Here is an 18,731-nt window from a genome sequence, read left to right as displayed (position 1 = left end):
TCATGTATCCCGCTGATCGTCATTCATAGGAAAGACAGTGTACCTCGAGATCCTGATTGTCGTCGTTCTGATCGTGATCAACGGCGCCTTGGCCATGTCAGAACTGGCGGTCGTGTCCGCCCGTCCCGCAAGGCTTCGGTCCATGGCGGAAGGGGGAAGCAGCGGCGCGCAGACAGCGATGCGTCTGGCTGCCGATCCGGGGCGCTTCCTGTCCACGGTGCAGATCGGCATCACGCTTGTCGGGGTTTTGTCGGGCGCGTTTTCCGGTGCGACGCTGGGCGGGCGCTTTGCTGTGTTTCTGGCCCAGAACGGTGTTCCGGCGGCCGATACGCTGGGGGTTGGCGTGGTGGTGGTGGCCATCACCTATGCCTCGCTGATTGTGGGGGAGCTTGTTCCAAAGCAGATTGCCCTGAAGAACCCCGAAGCCGTGGCATCCACCGTGGCCCCCTTCATGCTGCTCCTGTCCAGAATTGCAGCGCCGATCGTTTGGGTTCTGGACATCTCGGGGCGCGGCGTTCTGAAGCTGCTGCGCGTGCAGAACGAAGAAAAGAACCGCGTGACCGAGGAAGAGGTGCGCACCATCCTTGCCGAAGCGCATGTGGAAGGGGTGATCGAAACCGGCGAACAGCACATGCTGACCGGGGTGATGCGCCTTGCCGACCGGCAGGCCAGCCAATTGATGACCCAGCGCCGCGACGTGGTTTCCGTGGAACTCGAAGCCTCGCCCGAGGAGGTGCTGGACGTCATCCGCATGTCGGGCCGGGCGCGGTTTCCCGTGCGGCGGCGCGACACGGATGATTATGTCGGCGTGCTTTACGTGACCGATGCCTTTGCCGCCCTGTCGCGGGGGGAAGCGCTGGATGTTGCGGCCCTGATGCGCGAGGTGCCTGTGGTGTCGGATGCGGCAGATGCGCTGAACGTGATCGAGATCCTGCGTGGCTCGCCCAACCACATGGCGCTGGTTTATGACGAATATGGCAGCTTCGAGGGCATCATCACCACCGGTGATATCCTGGAGGCCATTACCGGCGCTTTCCGCGAAACGCTGGCCGACGAACCCGCCATCCAAACGCGCGAAGATGGCTCGTGGCTGGTGGCGGGCTGGATGCCGGTGGACGAGTTCTGCGAAATGCTGCGCGTGCCCGAGGAACTGGCCGGCGATTACGAAACGGTGGCGGGCCTTGTTCTGAACCAGCTGCGCCGGATGCCGGTTCAGGGCGACAGCTTCACCCGCGAAGGGTTCCGGTTCGAGGTGATCGACCTTGATGACAGGCGGATCGACAAGATCCTTGTGCAGAAGCTGGACAGTGAATGAAAAAGGGCGCGCCGGTGGCGCGCCCTTCAAGGATCACTCGGCCTTCTCGGCCTCGATTGCGGCGGGACGCGGCGACGTTGCGATCTCGATCCGGCGGGGCTTCAACGCTTCGGGCGTTTCGCGCACCAGGTCGATATGCAGCATGCCATGTTCATGGGTGGCCCCATCGACGCGGACATGATCGGCCAGCGCGAAGCGGCGATCAAAGGCACGGGTTGCGATGCCGCGATGCAGGAAGTGGCGGTCCTCTTCCTCGGCAGCCTTGCGGGCCGCGATGTGGAGCGCGTTGTCACGCACCTCGACGGTCAGTTCTTCGGGCGTGAAACCGGCAACGGCGATGGAAATGCGATACGCATTCTCGGCGGTCTTTTCGATGTTGTAGGGCGGATAGCTGGGCTGTGCGACATCGGTTGTCAGCACACGGTCCATCAGGTCGGCGATACGGTCGAAGCCGACGGTGGCACGGTAAAGCGGTGCGAAATCATAACCACGCATGTTCATCCTCCTAGAGCGATGTTCGAATACCCCCCTTCACAGGCGGGGCGGATATGGACTGCGCCAGCCCGTTGTGGCACCGGCGCAGGCATGATCTGGGAAGCGGCCTGCCCCCTGTCAAGGGATGCGATCTGCCTCTTGCATGGCGCACAGATATGCTAGGAGAAGGCATGGATCTGCTGTTTCGACTCTCGTCCCTCGGGTGGGTGGACGCCGCCGCCGTGACCTTGCAGGTCGCGCTGTTTCTGGGCATCGGCTGGCTGGTTGAACACCCGCCAGCGGGACGACCATCCATGTCGATCCTGATGGCCGATTACCGCCGCGACTGGATGCGCCACTTCGTCACGCGCCAGCAGAAGATCTTCGATGCCACGGTGATCACCAGCCTGCGGCAGGCAACGTCCTTTTTCATCTCGGGCACGATGATCGCGATCGGGGGCGGGATCGCCCTGATCGGCAACCCCGAACGTGTCATGATTCTGGCGCAGGACCTGACGCTGGACCAGCAGGCCACCGTGATCGAGATCAAGGTGATCTTCGTGCTGCTGTTCCTTGCCAACGCCTTTCTGAAGTTCATCTGGTCGCACCGGCTGTTCGGCTATTGTGCGGTGCTGATGGGATCGATGCCGAACACCGACGATCCGCTGGCGTTCCACCGTGCCGCGCAAGCGGCCGAGGTGAACGTGACCGCCGCCCGCAGCTATAACCGCGGGCTGCGGTCGATCTATTTCGCGCTGGCGGCGCTTGGCTGGCTTCTGGGGCCGTGGTCGCTGTTCCTGACGACGCTGGCCACCTCGGCCACGCTGCTGCGGCGCGAATTCATTTCGCAGTCGCGCGACATCGTCATGAAACGCGACGCGTGAACCGCCCCTCGCGCAGCCACGCGCCCAGCATCAGGGCCGCCGCGGCCACCAGCCACAGCCATGCGGGCAGCAGCGGTGCCACTGTCACGTCCCGGGCGTCATAGGCGCCGCGCGGGGTAACTCCGATCCAGCCGCGGCCCACTGCGACCCGTCCCTCGCCCACCTGCCGAAGCGTAAAGTTTGCATGATCTTCCAGCCGCAGCGGCCCGCCACCCAGCGGTTGCATCACCGGCATCAGGCGGTCGGCAGAGGCGATGGTTTCGTCAAATTCGCGCGGGGCTGCAGGACCAACAGCGAAAACGGCGGCCAGATCGTCCTGCCGCATCCGGTAAAGACCCAGCTGCGGCGCCTGCCATGTGGCGGCGAAGCGTCCCGGCCCCTCCTCCACCAAGGGCAGGGCGGTTTCGGTGCCATCGGGGCCGGTGATCGTGACGGGTGGCGGCGCTTCATCGGCAACGGTGCGCCGGTGGATCGTCACCTCCTCGCCGGAAACGGTGGCGGTCAGGGCTTCCTCTTCCAGCTCCGGCTCTTTCAGCATCCAGTGGGCCAGCCGCCGCGTCAGTTCCAGCTGCGGACCGCCGCCTTCGAAGCCACGCCCCCAAAGCCAAAGCTGGTCAGAGCCGAGAACAGCGATCCGCCCCTGCCCCACCCGGTCCAGCACCAGAAGGGGTCGGCCACCGATCCCCTGCATCAACTCTTCGCCACCTGTCTGCTCCAGTTCGATCTGTCGGAACCAGCGGCCCCAGTTTTCGGGCTGCTCCAGCCCCTCGGTCACGGGATGGCGCTGGCCAAGGGCGGACAGGACGGGGCGGAAGCCTTCCTCCAGCACGCGGCCCGTGGCGCGGACGGGCATGATTTCCCCCAAGGGGGAGCGGGCAAGGCTTTCCACGCCAGCAAATTCCGGCCCCGCCGCCACCAGGACCGTGCCGCCATTCACCACGTAATCGCGCACGTTCTGCAGATAAAGGCCGGGCAGGATGCCCCGCAGGCGATAGCGGTCGAAGATGATCAGGTCGAAATCCCGGATCTTTTCCATGAAAAGCTCCCTCGTCGGGAACGCCACGAGAGAGAGTTCCGACACGGGCGTGCCATCCTGCTTTTCCGGCGGCCGCAGGATCGTGAAATGCACCAGATCGACCGAGGGATCGGATTTCAGAAGGTTGCGCCACACCCTTTCCCCCGCATGGGGTTCGCCCGAAACCAGCAGCACGCGCAGCCGGTCGCGCACCCCGTTTATCTGGACGATGCGGGCGTTGTTGCGATCCGTAATCTCACCCTCTGCGCCCTCGACGGCCAGTTGCAGCACGTTCATGCCGCCATGCGGCAGGCGGATCGGAAGCTCCAGATCCTGCCCCACGGGAACATCGAAGCTGACGGGTTCCTCGGCGCCCAGTGTCAGCGTCAGCCTCGCACTGGTTCCGGCATTGGCTGGCACCTGACCCTGATCTTCGACGCGCAGGGTCAGGCGCGCTTCTTCGCCGATAATGGCGAAGGCCGGCGCATCGCTGACAACCAGCCGCCGGTCCCAGTCGGATGCATGGCCGGTCTGAAGCAGATGCAGCGGCGCCGGAAGGTCGGGCGCCGCCTGCATGTCATGCACCTGCCCGTCCGAAATCAGGACCGCCCCCGCGATCCGGTCCCGCGGTTCATCCGCCATTGCCTGCGCCAGTGCGGCCATGGCCTGCGTGCCGCCGTTATCGGGTGCATCGGCCAGATGCACAACGCGCAGCTGGGTTCCGCCCATCGTCGCTACCTGCGAGCGAAGGCGATCCAGCGCGGCCTGCGTCTGCGCGGGCCGGTCGGACAGCCGCTGGCTGGCGCTGTCATCCACCACGGCGATCACGATGTCGGGCAAGGGGACGCGATCCTCGCGCTGCGCCGAAGGGCCGGCCAGCGCGGCCAGAACCACCACCAGCGACAGCCCGCGCAGCCACCAGCCCCGCAAGCCGCGCCACGCCGCAAGGCCCGTCAGCGCGACCGCGAAGCCAAGTGCCACCCAGAGCGCCCACCACGGCACCAGCGGATCGAAGATCACCGAGGCGTTCAATTTCCCAGCCTTTCCAGCAGCGCCGGCACATGGACCTGATCGCTTTTGTAGTTTCCGGTCAGCACATGCATCACAAGGTTGATGCCGAAGCGCCACGCGATCTCTCGCTGCCGTTCACCGACAAAGCCGCGCCCGACCGGCAGAAGGGGCGTTCCATCCCTGCCCACCGCCCAGGCCGAGGCCCAGTCGTTCCCGCCGATCACCACCGGCGTCACCCCGTCATTGAGGTTGCGGAACGGCTGCCCCTCGGCCTGATCGGTACCGGCGGGGGCAGCCTCCACCCAGATCGGGCCGTTGAAGCGACCGGGGAAGTCCTGAAGCAGGAAGAAGGTGCGTGTCAGCACGTGGTCATGCGGCACCTGTTCCAGCGGGGGAATGTCCAGCCCTTCGGCAATACGGCGCAGGGCCTGACGTTCCGGCGTTTCGGTGCTGCCGGCCACATCGGCATCGCGCGTGTCGAACAGGATCATCCCGCCGGTCCGCAAGAAGGCGTTCAGCCGTGCAAACCCTTCGGCCGAGGGGACGCGCGCTTCCGGCGTTATCGGCCAGTAAAGGAAGGGATAGAAGGCAAGCTCGTCCTGGTCGGGATCGACACCGGCAGGATCGCCCGGTTCGATCGTGGTGCGGGCGGCAAGCTGGCGGGAAAGCCCGCTCAGCCCCTGCTTGGCAATCTGGTCCACCTGCGCATCGCCCGAACGAACCCATGCAAGGCGCAGCACCTCGGTCGCAGTAATCGCGGCGGCATCCTGCGCGTGCGCCTGCGGGGCGGGAAGCATCATTGCCACCAGAACCGCCCCCGCCAGCCCGCGCCGAAGCCGCCCGGATACCGCCAGCGCGGCAAGGATATCCACCAGAAGCGCGGCCAGTGCCAGCAGCAGCAGCGGGCCCTGAAGGCTGTGTTCGGGGGCGGTCTCCATCGCCTCCACCAATTGCCCATCGGGCCAGACGGCGGCGTTGAAGGGGGTGTCTGGCCCCATCACGTTCAGCGCGATGCGGCGATCGCCGTCAGCATAAAGCCCCGGCGGAAGGGAAGCGGAAGGCACGCCTTCGGCCAGCTTTTCGCCCGCCACGCCACGCGTACCTTTGGCCGTGTTCAGCGTGCCGAAGGCATCCAGCACCCTTTCGGCCGTCCAGGTGCGGCCCGCGACATCGGCAGGCATCGCATCGCCGGCGGGGGCGGAAACGGCCAGACGCTCCAGCATCTGCACGAACAGGCCCGAAAGCGGCAGGCTGGACCAATCGGCGTTGGCGGTCACATGGAACAGCACGATCTGCCCCTGCCCCATTATCCTGCGTGTGACCAGCGGCGTTCCATCTTCCAGCACGGCGATGGTGCGTGCGCCAAGATCGGGTTCGGGCTGGGCCAGCACCTGCTCCCTCACCTCCACCTCGGTTGTGACGGGAAGGCCGTGGAAAGGCGATGTTTCGGGGAACGGGGCCAAATGTCGGGGTTCGCTCCAGCTCATCGCGCCGCCAAGGGCGCGTCCGCCTTCGCGCAGACGCACGGGAAGAAGCGGATCCTGATCCATCAGGGAAACCTGGCTGGCAGCAAGACGCGGACCTGCAAAGCGCAGCAGAAGGCCGCCGCGTTCGACCCATGCGGCCAGATCGGACGTTTCCTGCGGCGACAGGCGCGCCACATCGGCCAGCACGATCACATCTGGATTGGCCGGCAGGATTTCCGCCAGCGCCCCGTCAACCAGATCGGCCGAGGGCACCAGCGCCTGCCGCAGATAGAAAAGCTGCGACAGAAGCTGCGCCTCCTCGGCCTGCGCTTCGGCACCAATCAGCGCCACCTCGCGCCGGCGCAGGCTGTCATCGGCAAGGCTGACCGAGGCTGCGCTGCGTCCATCTTCGACCCGAAAGCGCGTGACGCGGTCGCGAAGTTCGGGCGGAAGCGAGAGATCCGCCGTGGCTTCCGTTGCGTCGGCGGCAAAGGTCAGCGTGGCGCGGCCAAGTTCGGCATCCGCGCCCGAGGGGTCGGTTCCCATCGCCTGAACCACGGCCTCCGTCCGTTCCATCACCGGCAGGCGGGCGGCGGCAAGGCGGATCGCCGCCCCTTCGAACGTGGTCGGCCGCAGGGCAATGGTGGGGTTTGGCGTTTCGATCACCCGCACCTCGCCATGATCCTCCAGCGCCTCCAGCAACTGGGCGCGGCCCGGATGGTCCAGTCCGTCGGAAAGCCACAGCGTGCGGAACGCTGCTTCCGGCAATGTGTCCGCCCATCCCCCGTATTGCGGCAGCCACGGATTGGGCTGCATTCCGCGAAGGCGGGGGGCAAGGGTTTCGGCAGCGGTGAAAGCCACCTGCTGCGGGGGTTCGGTTGCGCGGATCAGGGCGACGGGCCGCCCGGCGCGGGCCGCTTCGTCAACCGCCTGTTCGGCGCGCGCCACGCGGCGGGGCCAGTCACGCGCATCCCCCCATGTGGCATCCATCACGATCAGAAGCGGGCCCTCCCCCTCGGCCGCAGGGCGCGGGTTCAGGACAGGGCCGGAAAAGGCGATGATCGCGGCGGCCACTGCCAGCATCCGCAGCGCCATCAGCCACCACGGCGTCCGGTCTGTCTGCGCGTCGCGATCCGTCAGGCCAAGCAGCAGCGCCACGCCGGGGAAGTGGCGGCGGACAGGCGCTGGCGGCACGGCGCGCAGCAGGAACCACAGCACGGGCAGCAGAACCAGACCCAGCAGAAGCAGCGGGGTGGTGAAGCCGAGCGGGCCAAGCATCCACATCAGGCGGTCCTTTCCATGGCACGATACAGCCAAAGCAACGCGGCCTGCGGCGCATCGCCCGTGTGATGCGTATGAAACCGCCAGCCGGAAGCGCGGGCCAGATCGTCCAGACGGGCCTTCCGCTCTGCCAGCCGTGCGCGATATGCATCCCGCAGCGCGCCCGCCTGCATCGTTTCGAACTGCTGGCTGCCGGTCATCGATACGAACCGGGTGCGCCCGTCGAAGGGGAACGCCTCCTCGGCCGGATCAAGCACCTGAAGCAGGATGCCGCGGGCATTTCGGGCGGTGGCGCGGGCCAGCGCCTGTTCGACCGCGTCCAGCGGGCCAAGGAAATCCGACACCAGCAGCACGCGCCCATGCATCGGCACCATCGACAGATCAGGGGCGGCATGATCGGCGGGGCTTTCGGCCTGCAGCGCCTCGGCAAGACGCAGGATCTGCGCACGGCCCGGACGGGGGGCATGGCCGGCGGTGCCAACCCGCTCCCCCCCTCGAAGCAGCAGGCTTGCCAGCGCCAAGGCCAGAAGCTGCGCCCGGTCCACCTTCACCGCGCGCGAGGGGTCGCCCGAAAATGCCATTGAGCGGCCATGATCCACCCAAAGCGTCACGCTTTGCGCGGCCTGCCATTCGCGTTCACGCACGAAATGCGCATCGCCCCGCGCAGACCGGCGCCAGTCGATCATCCGGCTTGTATCGCCAATTCCCGCCGCGCGATACTGCCAGAATTCATCGCCCGTTCCGGCGCGCTTGCGTCCGTGTTCGCCCAGCATGATGGTATGGGCAAGCTGCTCTGCCCCCGCCAGAAGGGGCGGAAGGGCCTGGCCAAGCGCCTCGGCGCGGGGGCGAAGGGTGGACATGGTCACGCCGCGCGGCTTGCCGGATCAAGCCCCGCCACGGTTCGGGCGATCACGCCGGACAGGGTTTCGCCCCGCGCCCGCGCGGCAAAACCCAGCGCCATGCGGTGAACCAGGACCGGTTGGGCCAAGGCGGCAACATCGGCAACCGAAGGGGCCAACCGTGCATCCAGCAGCGCCCGTGCCCGCACCATCAGCATCAACGCCTGCGCCGCCCGGGGGCCCGGCCCCCATGCCAGCGTATCGGCCAGCGCGGCGCCTTCGGGCTGATCAGGGCGGCAGGCGCGAACCAGATCAAGGATCGCCTCCACCACCGCATCGCCAACCGGCATCCGGCGCAGAACATGCTGGGCGGCCAGCAACTCTTCCGCCGTGAATATCTGGTGCACCTGATCCTCGCCCGCGCCCGTGGTTGCCAGCAGGATGTCGCGTTCGGTCGCACGGTCGGGATAACCGACATCGACCTGCACAAGGAAACGGTCCAGCTGCGCCTCGGGCAGCGGATAGGTGCCTTCCTGTTCGATCGGGTTCTGCGTGGCAAGAACATGGAACGGGCGGCCAAGCGGGCGGTGCTGACCCGCGATCGTCACCTCTCGTTCCTGCATGGCCTGAAGCAGGGCGGACTGGGTGCGCGGGCTGGCGCGGTTGATCTCGTCGGCAAGCAGAAGCTGGCAGAAGATCGGCCCCTCGATGAAGCGGAACGCGCGCGAGCCGTCGGCAGCACTGTCCAGCACCTCGGACCCAAGGATATCGGCGGGCATCAGGTCGGGCGTGAACTGGATGCGGCTGCCGTTCAGACCCATCACGGTGGCCAGCGTATCGACCAGCCGCGTCTTGCCAAGGCCCGGCAGGCCCACCAGCAGCGCGTGGCCGCCGCACAGCATCGCACCAAAGACAAGGTCCACCACGTCGTCCTGTCCGATGAAGCGGCGGTTGATGCTGGCCCGCGCATCGGCCAGCTTGTGGCCAAGCGCCTCGATATCGGCAATCAGCATATCGGTATCGGCCATGACAACTCTCCGTCCGCAGGTTAGGCTGCGCCCATTGAAACGACTTTAGGCCCGAGGCTCAAATGGCAAAAAGCCTTGACGCGCAAAATGCCGTGAAAGGGCTGCCGGATGCGGCCGGTCCCGCGCCCGTGCACCTGTGGAACCCGCCCTTCTGCGGCAGGATCGACATGCGGATCGACCGCGACGGCAACTGGCACTATGCCGGCAGCCCGATCATGCGTGATGCGCTGGTGCGCCTGTTCGCCCGCGTTCTGAAGCGCGAAGGAAGCAGCTATTTCCTTGTGACCCCCGCCGAGAAGGTGGAGATCGAGGTGGAGGACGTGCCGTTCATCATCAGCGATCTGCGCCAGCAGGACGGCACCGTGATCCTGACCACCCTTCAGGGGGAAGACGTGCCCCTGACCCGGCCGCGCATGACAAGCGGCATCCCCTATGTCATGGTCCGCAGCGGGCTGGAGGCGCGGATCGACCGCAAGACCTTCTATCGGCTGGTTGACCTTGCGCAGGTGGAAGGGGATATATTCGGCATCCACTCTGCCGGCAGCCTTGTTCCGCTGTGCGATGCAGAGGATCTTTCCTGACCGGAGCAACGTGATGATTCCCGCCCGCTACGCCTCGATCCTGTTCGCCTTCCTTCTGTCAGGGATGATGTCCTGCATCGTGTCCGGCGTGGCGATCACGCGTGCCGCTGGGATCGACGCGGGCCTGCCGGTGGCATGGTTGCAAGCCTGGCTGTCATCGTGGTGCGTGGCCTTTCCAAGCGTCATGGTGCTGGCGCCCGTCACCCGCCGGATTGTCGCGCGCCTGACCGCTTGAAGCGCCCGCGGCATGCGATAGAATACCGCCCATCAATGAAAGAGAGCCAGATGCCAATCGAGCCGCCCGAAACCCAGATCGTCACGACTTGGAAGATCGCCTGCGACGGCGGCGAAGGTGCGCTGGGCCATCCCCGCGTCTGGCTGACCATCCCCGCCGAGACGGGATATGTCGAATGCGGGTATTGCGACAAACGCTTTGTCATCGACCGCGAGCATGCGACGAACGATCACTAGGGTGGAAGGCTGACCCGCTTCGTGCCATATCCCCCTTCGGATATGAAGGAGCGGATCATGACTTTCGGCAGCGGCCATCACCTGCACCTGATCGACGGATCGGCCTTCATCTTCCGGGCTTATCACGCACTGCCGCCGCTGACGCGGAAATCCGCCGGGATGCCGATCGGTGCCGTGGCGGGTTTTTGCAACATGCTGTTCCGGTACGTGGAGGATGCGAAATCCGGCGATGCCCCCACGCATGTGGCCGTGATCTTCGATCACTCCTCCAAGACCTTCCGGAACGAGATCTATCCCGCTTACAAGGCGCAGCGCCCCGAACTGCCCGAGGACCTGAAGCCGCAGTTCCCCCTGACGCGCGAAGCCACCCGCGCCTTCAACATCGCCTGCATCGAAACCGAAGGCTATGAAGCCGACGACATCATCGCCGCGCTTTCCTGCAAGGCGCGGGATGCGGGCGGGCGGGTGACCATCATCTCCTCGGACAAGGACCTGATGCAGCTTGTCGGCGGCGGGGTCGAGATGCTGGACCCGATGAAGAACAAACGCATCGGCCGCGACGAGGTGTTCGAGAAGTTCGGCGTCGGCCCAGACCGGGTGGTGGATGTGCAGGCGCTGGCGGGCGATTCCGTCGATAACGTGCCGGGTGCGCCCGGCATCGGCATCAAGACCGCAGCCTTGCTGATCAACGAATTCGGCGATCTGGATTCCCTGCTGGAGCGGGCGAGTGAGATCAAGCAGCCCAAGCGCCGCCAGGTGCTGATCGATCACGCCGACCAGATCCGCATTTCACGCCAGCTGGTCGCGCTGGATTGCAACACGCCGCTGGATTTCACGCTGGAAAGTCTTGAGGCGCGCGAGCCTGACGAAGCCTTGCTGATGGATTTCCTGAACGCGATGGAATTCCGCACCCTGACCAAGCGCGTGGCTGAAAAGCGCGGCATTGAGGCGCCGCCCGCCCCTGCCCCCGTTGCGGCAGAGGTCGAGGAAGCCGCGCCCCTGCCCTTCGATCACGCCGCCTATGAAACCGTGACGGAGCCTGCGCAGCTTGCCGAATGGGTTGCCCTGATCCGCGAGGTGGGGCATGTCGCCTTTGATACCGAAACCACCGGGCTGGACGAGATGCGGGCCGATCTGGTCGGCATTTCCCTTTGCGTCACGGCGGGACGGGCCTGTTATATCCCGCTGGGCCATCGCAGCGGCGTGGATGATCTGTTCGGCGGGGCCGATCTGGTGGCCGGACAGATGCTGATTTCCGAAGTGCTGGCGCAGCTGAAGCCGGTGATGGAAGATCCCTCCATCCTGAAGATCGCCCATAACGCCAAGTACGATTGCAAGATGCTGGCGCGGATCGGCATTCACGTGGCGCCGGTGGATGACACCATGCTCATGTCCTATGCGCTGCATGCGGGGCTGCACAATCATGGCGTGGACGCGCTGAGCGAGCAGTACCTGCGCCACACGCCAATCCCGATCAAGGGCCTGATCGGCACGGGCAAAAGCCAGATCACCTTCGACCATGTGGCCATTGCCGATGCGACGCCCTATGCCGCCGAGGATGCCGACATCACCCTGCGCTTCTGGGAAAAGTTCAAGCCGCAGCTTCACCGAGCCCGCGTGACCACTGTTTACGAAACGCTGGAACGTCCCCTGGTGCCGGTTCTGGCGGATATGGAGATGGCGGGCGTGCGGGTGGATCGCGAAACGCTTTCGCGCATGTCGGGTGCGTTCGCGCAGAAGATGGCCATGCTGGAGGAGGAGATCCACGCGCTGGCGGGCCGTCCGTTCAACGTCGGCTCCCCCAAGCAGTTGGGCGAGATCCTGTTCGATGAACTGGGGCTGCAAGGCGGCACCAAGGGCAAGAACGGCGCCTATGGCACCGGGGCGGACATCCTTGAGGATCTGGCGGCGGAAGGGCATGATCTGCCCGCGCGCGTGCTGGACTGGCGTCAGCTTTCGAAACTGAAATCCACCTATACCGATGCGCTGCAGGATCACATCCACCCCGATACGGGGCGGGTGCATACCTCCTATAGCATCGCGGGGGCGAACACGGGACGCCTGGCATCCACCGACCCGAACCTTCAGAACATCCCGATCCGGTCCGAAGAAGGCCGCCGCATCCGCGAGGCGTTCGTGGCCCCGCCCGGGAAGGTTCTCGTCTCGCTTGATTATTCCCAGATCGAACTGCGGATTCTGGCGCATATCGCCGACATTCCCGCCCTGAAGGACGCCTTCCGCGACGGGCACGACATCCACGCCATGACTGCGGCCGAGATGTTCAACGTGCCGCTGGAAGGCATGGACCCGATGATCCGCCGTCAGGCCAAGGCGATCAACTTCGGGGTGATCTATGGCATCTCGGGCTTCGGGCTGGCGCGCAACCTGCGCATCCCGCGCGCCGACGCGCAGGGCTTCATCGACCGCTACTTCGAGCGTTTCCCCGGCATCCGCACCTATATGGATGAAACGATTGCCTTCGCGAAGGCGAACAACCACGTCCAGACCCTGTTCGGCCGCCGCATCAACACGCCCGAGATCAACGCCAAAGGTCCCGGTGCAGGGTTCGCCCGCCGCGCCGCCATCAACGCCCCCATTCAGGGAACCGCAGCCGACATCATCCGCCGCGCGATGATCCGGATGCCGCAGGCCATCGCGGACCTGCCTGCCACGATGCTGCTGCAGGTACACGACGAATTGCTGTTCGAGGTGGAGGAAGGCGCGGCGGAAACGCTGATCGCCCGCGCGCGCGACGTGATGGAAAACGCCTCCGATCCGGCGGTGAAGCTGTCCGTGCCGCTGGTGGTGGAGGCGGGAACCGGCCCGAACTGGGCCGCCGCCCACTGATCAGCGCGTCAGCATCGGCCCAAGCGGGCGGCCGGCAAGAATGTGCAGGTGGTAATGCGGCACCTCCTGCCCCCCATGCGCGCCTGAATTGGAAATGACGCGATAGCCGTCGCCAAAGCCGGCGCAGATCCCGGCGGCCGTGCGATGGAAATCCGTCATTTCCTCGGCCGAGGCGTTGGCCGCGAAATCGGCGAAATCGACGTAGGCGCCTTTCGGGATCACCAGAACATGATGCGGCGCATGGGGGGCGATGTCGTGGAAGGCCAGCGTATGTTTGGTCTCGGCCACAGTCTTGTTCGGGATTTCCCCCCGCAGGATACGCGCGAAGATGTTCTGATCGTCATAGGCCATGGTCAATCCATAAACAGATAGGGGGTTGAAGTGATCTCGAGCGCCTTGTCCTCGGGGATGCCCATCAGGTCGGCCAGAAGCGCGGCGTTCTGTTTGGGGGTATGCCTTTCGCGCAGGCGGCGGTAACGGGCAAAGCCTGCATCGCGGATGCGGTCACTTTCGAAACGGAAGTCATACCGGACGGTGGGGATGATCCGCTCCATCGTCTCGGTCGGTGTTTCCTCACCGGCAAGGCCGACCCGCTTGGCATGGCCAATCAGGTAATCGTCATCGTATTCGCAATCCAGTTCCAGCAGCCGCACGACCGCCTTGTCGGAATCGAAATCCCGCATCAGGTCGAGATTGGACGGATCGAGGCAGACCATCATCCGGTCGGTCTTCCAGTAATCGAACAGCATCCGCATCAGGGCCCGGCGGTGGCGGGTGCGCTTGGCCAGTGTCGTTTCGATCCCGCCAAGCGCGGGCAGGTCGGTCGATGCCTCGTTGAACAGGTAATGCACGCCTTTGATGCCCAGCACTTCTTCGATCCGGTCGACCAGCCGCTTGGCCACGTGCCACTTCTTGCAGATCACGATGGTCAGTTGGCGATCACGCCCCATGCTGGCTTCGGTTTCCCAGAAGCGGGGGGCGAAACGGCGTCCGATCCGGCCACGCTGGCGCAGGAAGGTCAAAAGCGTCCGGCCTTCATTCGAAACGGCGAAATGCCGGCCTTTCTCAGACCACAGCTGGCCCAGGCGGTCCTTCAACTGCAATGCCTGCGGGCTGATCTTGCGGGCGAAAAGATAATCCTGCGACAGAAGCAGATCGAAATGGTCATTATAAAAGATCAGCGGCATCCCGTAATCGGAGAACAACAGGAATGTCAGCGTCCGCGTACGGATCTCATGCTCGGGCACCAGATGCCGCACAAGCGTCTGGAACATCGTCTCGTCCGGGATCCAGCTGGTCGCGAAGAAGCGCAGCACCGCCGGGTTGCGGTCGCAAAAATCCAGCACCGCCTCTATGGTGCTCCGGCGCAGGCACCACCACTGGCTGCCAATCTGCACCTCCAGCCCCGCGGGAATGGACCGCTGCATCCCCAGCTTCTGCTGAAGCGCCATGGAGCTGTAGAACAGCCACTTCTGCCTGCGTTCGTTGAACACATGGCGGTAGATCAGCCGCTCTTCCTTGATGCCGGTCTTGATCCAGTCGCTTTTGAAGAAGTCGAAGGATTCGATGTAATCGACAGGTTCGCGGTCAAGGAAGTTCCTGGCATACTCGGCCGATTTGATCGGCATGCAATCGCCCGACAGCATGTAGAAGTGCGTGGCTTCGGGAAAGGCGGCGACGGCGGCGCGCGTGGCCAGCAGCGTGGCCGCGACCAGACTGTATTCGCCCCACCCGCATTTCACGCGCTTCTTGGTGAACACGACGCCAGGGTTATCCGCCAGCGCGTTGCGGATACGCTCGTAATCCTCGGCCCGGGCGCGGCGGTCGAAGTGAATCGCCAGAAAGTCTCCGGTCGCCGTCAGGCGCTGCGCCTGCGCGATGATGCCTGCCGGATCCTTGTGACAAAGCAGAATGAACGCGATCTTCGCCATACGCCAACCTTATAGTGGTGCCCTTGGTGGCCACTGAATCATTAAATCGCTTTGACAGCGATTGAAAAGTCCCGCGTCCTCTGCTTCTTGTTTACCGGCAAGTACCTGAGCGGGAGAAGGTCATGGGTTTTCCGGGAACGTGGATGACCGAAAGCGAAAGCGTCGTTTATCGAGTCGTGCCGAAATGCGCCTGTTCTACGATCGGGCAAATCATGTTCTATTCGGATCACGGCACCTTCTTCGATGGTGACATCCACGACTCCACCAGCGGGTTGCACAAGTGGTCGCAACCGCAAAGCCAACCGTTGATCGAGGCGAACGTCAAGAACCATGGCAGCGTCACCTTCACCTGCGTGCGCAACCCCTATACGCGGATTCTGTCATCCTTTTTCGACAAGATCTGCGGCATCCAGCGCAACGGGCGCCGGTATCGCGGCAACCTCGTGCCGCTTCTGACCCAGAAATATGGGATCGAGGTCGGTGGCCCCGACGGCACCGAAGACTTCGATCAGATCAAAAGCTTCCGCCGCTTCCTTCTGTTCGCCCGCGACACCATCCGCTTCAAGAAACCGATGGAGCCGGACATCCACTGGTCGGCCATGTCTGGCCATATCGCGACCTTCATCGTGAACGGCGGCCGGTATGACCAGATCTTCTTCACCGAGAAGTTCAATGAGGGCATGCAGAATGTGCTGGATGCGATGGACGCGCCCCACGAGGTGGATCTGAAGACGATTCCCCGCTTCAACGAGTCGGAAGGCCACGGGCCGAAGCGCGCTCATCCGGTCGAGGACTACTTCGACGATCTTTCGATGCACATCATGTGGGAAATCTACAAGAAGGATTTCCAGCTGTTCAAATACGACTTCGATAATCCGGGCAACAAGCTGCCAAAGGCCGAGGTCGATATCCGCGAAGTTCACCGCCGTCTGGGCGACTGAAAGGCGGGGCGAAAGCCCCGCCTTTCTTTCTGGAGGTCAGGCCAGGCCGTATTGGTGGAACAGGTTCTTCAGGTCGGCAGCGGGACGCGCGCCGATATGATCGATCACCTCGGATGCGGCGATGCAGCCCATGCGGCCCGCATCTTCCAGCGAACGACCGCTGGTCAGCCCCCACAGCAGGCCTGCGGCAAAAAGATCGCCCGCCCCCGTGGCATCGACCACCTCGGTCGGCTGGGCCGGGATATGCCAGCGCTGCCCTTCCGACAGAATATAGGCGCCTTTTTCCCCATCCGTGCAGGCAAGGATCGAAACCTGCTCCGCCGCGCGGGCCAGTGCCTCGTCCAGATCCTCCGTTTCGTACATCGACAGGATTTCTGCACGGTTGGCAAAGAGCAGGTCGACATCTTCCGCGATCATGCGGCGAAAGGCATCGCGATGGCGTTCCACGCAGAAGGGGTCGGACAGGGTGATGGCAACGCGCCCCTCCGCAGCTTTGCAGGCACGGATCGCCTTGGCAAAAGCCTTGTGGCTGTCGGGGCCGTCGAAACGGTAACCTTCAAGATAGATCCACTCAGCCTCGGCCATCATCGTTTCGTCGATATCCTCGGGGCCAAGGAATTCCGAAACGCCCAGATATGTGTTCATGGAGCGTTCGCCATCCGGCGTGACACAAACAAGGCAACGGCCCGTTTCCTGAACCGTATCCCTGCTGGCCATCGGCGTTTCAAAGGCGGCGCCCTGCGCGCGCAGGTCGTGGGCGAAAATCTCGCCAAGCTGGTCATCGCGAACCTTGCCCACATAGGCGGTGCGCCCGCCCAAATGGGCGATGCCCGCAATCGTGTTCGCGGCCGATCCGCCGGAGACCTGCTGCGCCGGGCCCACATGTTCATACAATTCCACCGCGCGGTCACGGTCGATCAACTGCATGATGCCCTTCTCGACGCCATGCGCCTCAAGAAAGGCGTCGTCGACGCGGGCCAGCACATCAACCATCGCATTGCCGATGCCGACGACCTGATACTTCTTCATGCGGTCTTTTCCTCGTATGCGCAGAATTCATGAATGGGGCAGATGGCGCATCTGGGCTTGCGCGCAATGCAGATATAACGCCCGTGCAGGATCAGCCAGTGATGGGCATGCTGGGCAAAACGGGCAGGCACCTGATCCTCCAGCACCCGTTCCACCGCATCCACATCGCGCCCGGGCGCGATCCCGGTGCGGTTGCCCACACGGAACACATGCGTATCAACCGCCATCGTCGGCTGGTGAAACCACATATTCAGCACGACATTCGCCGTCTTTCGCCCCACCCCCGGCAGCGATTGCAACGCCGCACGCGAAGACGGAACCTCTCCGCCGAATTCCTCCACGAGGATCCGGCTCAGCTTCATGACGTTCTTGGCCTTCTGGCGAAACAGGCCGATGGTCTTGATCGCGTCCAGCAGCCGTTCTTCGCCGAAATCCAGCATCTGCTGCGGTGTCGTCACCTGCGCGAACAGCCCGCGCGTCGCCTTGTTCACGCCCGCATCGGTGGCCTGCGCGGAAAGCGCGACCGCCACGACAAGCGTATATGCGTTCACGTGATCCAGCTCGCCCTTCGGCTCGGGCTCTGTCTCGTGCAGGCGGGTGAAGATCGCCTCTATGGTCTGATAGGGAAGCTGGCGTGCCATGGAAGCGGTATGACAGGCCCGCTGCGAAGCCGCAAGATTCGGGTCGCGGCATCCGCCCCCCGCACCTATCTTCGCCGCAAGGAGATTACGATGCCCGACCCTTACCACTATGCCATCATCGCCCGTGCGCTGGACGCGATCGAACAGCAGCCGGACCTGCCGCTTGAGGAAGTGGCAGACCGGGCGGGCCTGTCCCCGGCGCATTTCCAGCGCACCTTCTCGGCATGGGTGGGCGTGTCACCCAAGCGGTTCGCGCAGTATCTGCGGCTGGATCATGCCCGGGAACTGCTTGCGCAACAGACGACGGTTCTGGACGCATCCCACGCGGCGGGATTTTCCGGCGGCGGCCGGTTGCACGATCTTTTCCTGCGGTGGGAAGCAATGAGCCCCGGCGAATATGCCCGCGCCGGCGAAGGGCTGCGGATCGGGTGGACGATCACGCCCACTCCGTTCGGACCTGCCGTGGTCATGGCGACGGATCGCGGCATCTGCGGGATCGGCTTCATCGATCAGGGCGAGGATGCAGCGGTGGAAGATTTGCGCCGTCGCTGGCCCCGCGCCAGCTATGTGCAGGATGATGCGGTCGCCATGTTGGCCGAGGGCGCATTTTCCCGCCAGCCGACACGCCTGCACCTTCTGGGCGGCCCCTTCCAGATAAAGGTCTGGGAGGCACTGCTGGCGGTTCCCTCGGGCCAGGTGACGACCTATTCGCAGATCGCTGCCGCCATTGGTCATCCCCGCGCCGTGCGGGCGGTGGGAACGGCCATCGGACGCAACCCCGTCAGTTGGCTGATCCCCTGCCACCGGGCCTTGCGCAAGAACGGGGCGCTTGGCGGCTATTACTGGGGGCTGACGCGCAAACGCGCCATGCTGGCACATGAGGCAGCGCGGTCGGATCATAGGCGCGATATTGCCGATGTGATGCGGGAACCCTCGGAAACATAGGAACGTTGAGCTAGGCATCTTCAACGCATTGG

General features: G+C 64.4%; 17 protein-coding genes. 8 read left to right on the top strand and 9 right to left on the bottom strand.

Going from position 1 to position 18,731, the window contains the following annotated elements; genetic code table 11:
* Positions 1-37 precede the first annotated feature (37 nt).
* Complete coding sequence (locus JX25_RS01855; RefSeq protein WP_128253424.1) at positions 38-1,315, top strand: hemolysin family protein; 1,278 nt, start codon at positions 38-40, stop codon at positions 1,313-1,315.
* A gap of 33 nt (positions 1,316-1,348) precedes the next feature.
* On the opposite strand, the gene JX25_RS01850 is transcribed toward JX25_RS01855, so the two are convergent.
* A complete protein-coding gene (locus tag JX25_RS01850) occupies positions 1,349-1,810 on the bottom strand; it encodes an Hsp20 family protein (protein WP_128253423.1) in 462 nt (153 codons plus the stop codon).
* Positions 1,811-1,980: 170 nt separating this feature from the next.
* On the opposite strand from JX25_RS01850, the gene JX25_RS01845 reads away from it, so the two are divergent.
* Positions 1,981-2,673 carry a DUF599 domain-containing protein gene (locus JX25_RS01845; RefSeq protein ID WP_128253422.1) on the top strand — a complete coding sequence of 231 codons (693 nt, stop codon included), beginning with the start codon at positions 1,981-1,983 and terminating at the stop codon, positions 2,671-2,673.
* On the opposite strand, the gene JX25_RS01840 is transcribed toward JX25_RS01845, so the two are convergent.
* The 4 genes from JX25_RS01840 to JX25_RS01825 are packed head-to-tail and all read right to left on the bottom strand — an operon-like array spanning position 2,654 to position 9,313.
* Positions 2,654-4,720: a glutamine amidotransferase gene (locus JX25_RS01840; protein WP_128253421.1), complete on the bottom strand. Its 2,067-nt coding sequence runs from the start codon at positions 4,718-4,720 to the stop codon at positions 2,654-2,656. The genes JX25_RS01845 and JX25_RS01840 overlap by 20 nt on opposite strands.
* Positions 4,717-7,449 (bottom strand): DUF4159 domain-containing protein, encoded by a 2,733-nt coding sequence (locus JX25_RS01835; RefSeq protein WP_128253420.1) that lies wholly within the window; start codon positions 7,447-7,449, stop codon positions 4,717-4,719. The genes JX25_RS01840 and JX25_RS01835 overlap by 4 nt, the downstream gene beginning before the upstream one ends.
* A complete protein-coding gene (locus tag JX25_RS01830; RefSeq protein ID WP_128253419.1) occupies positions 7,449-8,306 on the bottom strand; it encodes a DUF58 domain-containing protein in 858 nt (285 codons plus the stop codon). Before JX25_RS01830 ends, JX25_RS01835 begins: the two co-directional genes overlap by 1 nt.
* Before the next feature lie 2 nt (positions 8,307-8,308).
* Complete coding sequence (locus JX25_RS01825) at positions 8,309-9,313, bottom strand: AAA family ATPase (protein WP_128253418.1); 1,005 nt, start codon at positions 9,311-9,313, stop codon at positions 8,309-8,311.
* A gap of 62 nt (positions 9,314-9,375) precedes the next feature.
* On the opposite strand from JX25_RS01825, the gene JX25_RS01820 reads away from it, so the two are divergent.
* The 4 genes from JX25_RS01820 to polA are packed head-to-tail and all read left to right on the top strand — an operon-like array spanning position 9,376 to position 13,212.
* Positions 9,376-9,894, top strand: coding sequence for a DUF1285 domain-containing protein (locus JX25_RS01820; protein ID WP_128253417.1), 519 nt, complete (start codon positions 9,376-9,378; stop codon positions 9,892-9,894).
* Between the two features lie 13 nt (positions 9,895-9,907).
* Entirely contained in the window at positions 9,908-10,129 is a 222-nt protein-coding gene (locus JX25_RS01815; RefSeq protein WP_128253416.1) for a DUF2798 domain-containing protein, read from the top strand.
* Positions 10,130-10,179: 50 nt separating this feature from the next.
* Positions 10,180-10,365: a zinc-finger domain-containing protein gene (locus JX25_RS01810; RefSeq protein WP_128253415.1), complete on the top strand. Its 186-nt coding sequence runs from the start codon at positions 10,180-10,182 to the stop codon at positions 10,363-10,365.
* A 57-nt stretch (positions 10,366-10,422) separates the two neighbouring features.
* Complete coding sequence (gene polA, locus JX25_RS01805; protein ID WP_128253414.1) at positions 10,423-13,212, top strand: DNA polymerase I; 2,790 nt, start codon at positions 10,423-10,425, stop codon at positions 13,210-13,212.
* Here the strand turns inward: polA and JX25_RS01800 are convergent, their stop codons facing one another.
* Complete coding sequence (locus JX25_RS01800; protein WP_421779946.1) at positions 13,213-13,563, bottom strand: HIT domain-containing protein; 351 nt, start codon at positions 13,561-13,563, stop codon at positions 13,213-13,215.
* 2 nt (positions 13,564-13,565) lie between these two features.
* The gene (locus JX25_RS01795) at positions 13,566-15,143 is read right to left on the bottom strand and encodes a DUF5928 domain-containing protein (protein WP_128253412.1); all 1,578 of its coding nucleotides are present in this window, start codon (positions 15,141-15,143) and stop codon (positions 13,566-13,568) included.
* A 122-nt stretch (positions 15,144-15,265) separates the two neighbouring features.
* On the opposite strand from JX25_RS01795, the gene JX25_RS01790 reads away from it, so the two are divergent.
* A complete protein-coding gene (locus tag JX25_RS01790) occupies positions 15,266-16,084 on the top strand; it encodes a sulfotransferase family protein (RefSeq protein ID WP_128253411.1) in 819 nt (272 codons plus the stop codon).
* A gap of 36 nt (positions 16,085-16,120) precedes the next feature.
* On the opposite strand, the gene JX25_RS01785 is transcribed toward JX25_RS01790, so the two are convergent.
* Complete coding sequence (locus JX25_RS01785) at positions 16,121-17,113, bottom strand: adenosine kinase (RefSeq protein ID WP_128253410.1); 993 nt, start codon at positions 17,111-17,113, stop codon at positions 16,121-16,123.
* Entirely contained in the window at positions 17,110-17,754 is a 645-nt protein-coding gene (nth, locus tag JX25_RS01780) for an endonuclease III (RefSeq protein WP_128253409.1), read from the bottom strand. The genes JX25_RS01785 and nth overlap by 4 nt, the downstream gene beginning before the upstream one ends.
* Positions 17,755-17,844: 90 nt before the next feature.
* Here nth and JX25_RS01775 point away from each other — a divergent pair, with 90 nt between their 5' ends.
* Positions 17,845-18,699: a methylated-DNA--[protein]-cysteine S-methyltransferase gene (locus tag JX25_RS01775; RefSeq protein ID WP_128255139.1), complete on the top strand. Its 855-nt coding sequence runs from the start codon at positions 17,845-17,847 to the stop codon at positions 18,697-18,699.
* Positions 18,700-18,731: the final 32 nt, after the last annotated feature.

The sequence above is a fragment of the Falsirhodobacter deserti genome (assembly GCF_004015795.1).
GTDB classification, from domain to species: Bacteria; Pseudomonadota; Alphaproteobacteria; order Rhodobacterales; family Rhodobacteraceae; genus Falsirhodobacter; species Falsirhodobacter deserti.
The sequence above is the reverse complement of the archived record's forward strand: the minus strand, read 5'-3'. Positions and strand labels throughout refer to the sequence as shown.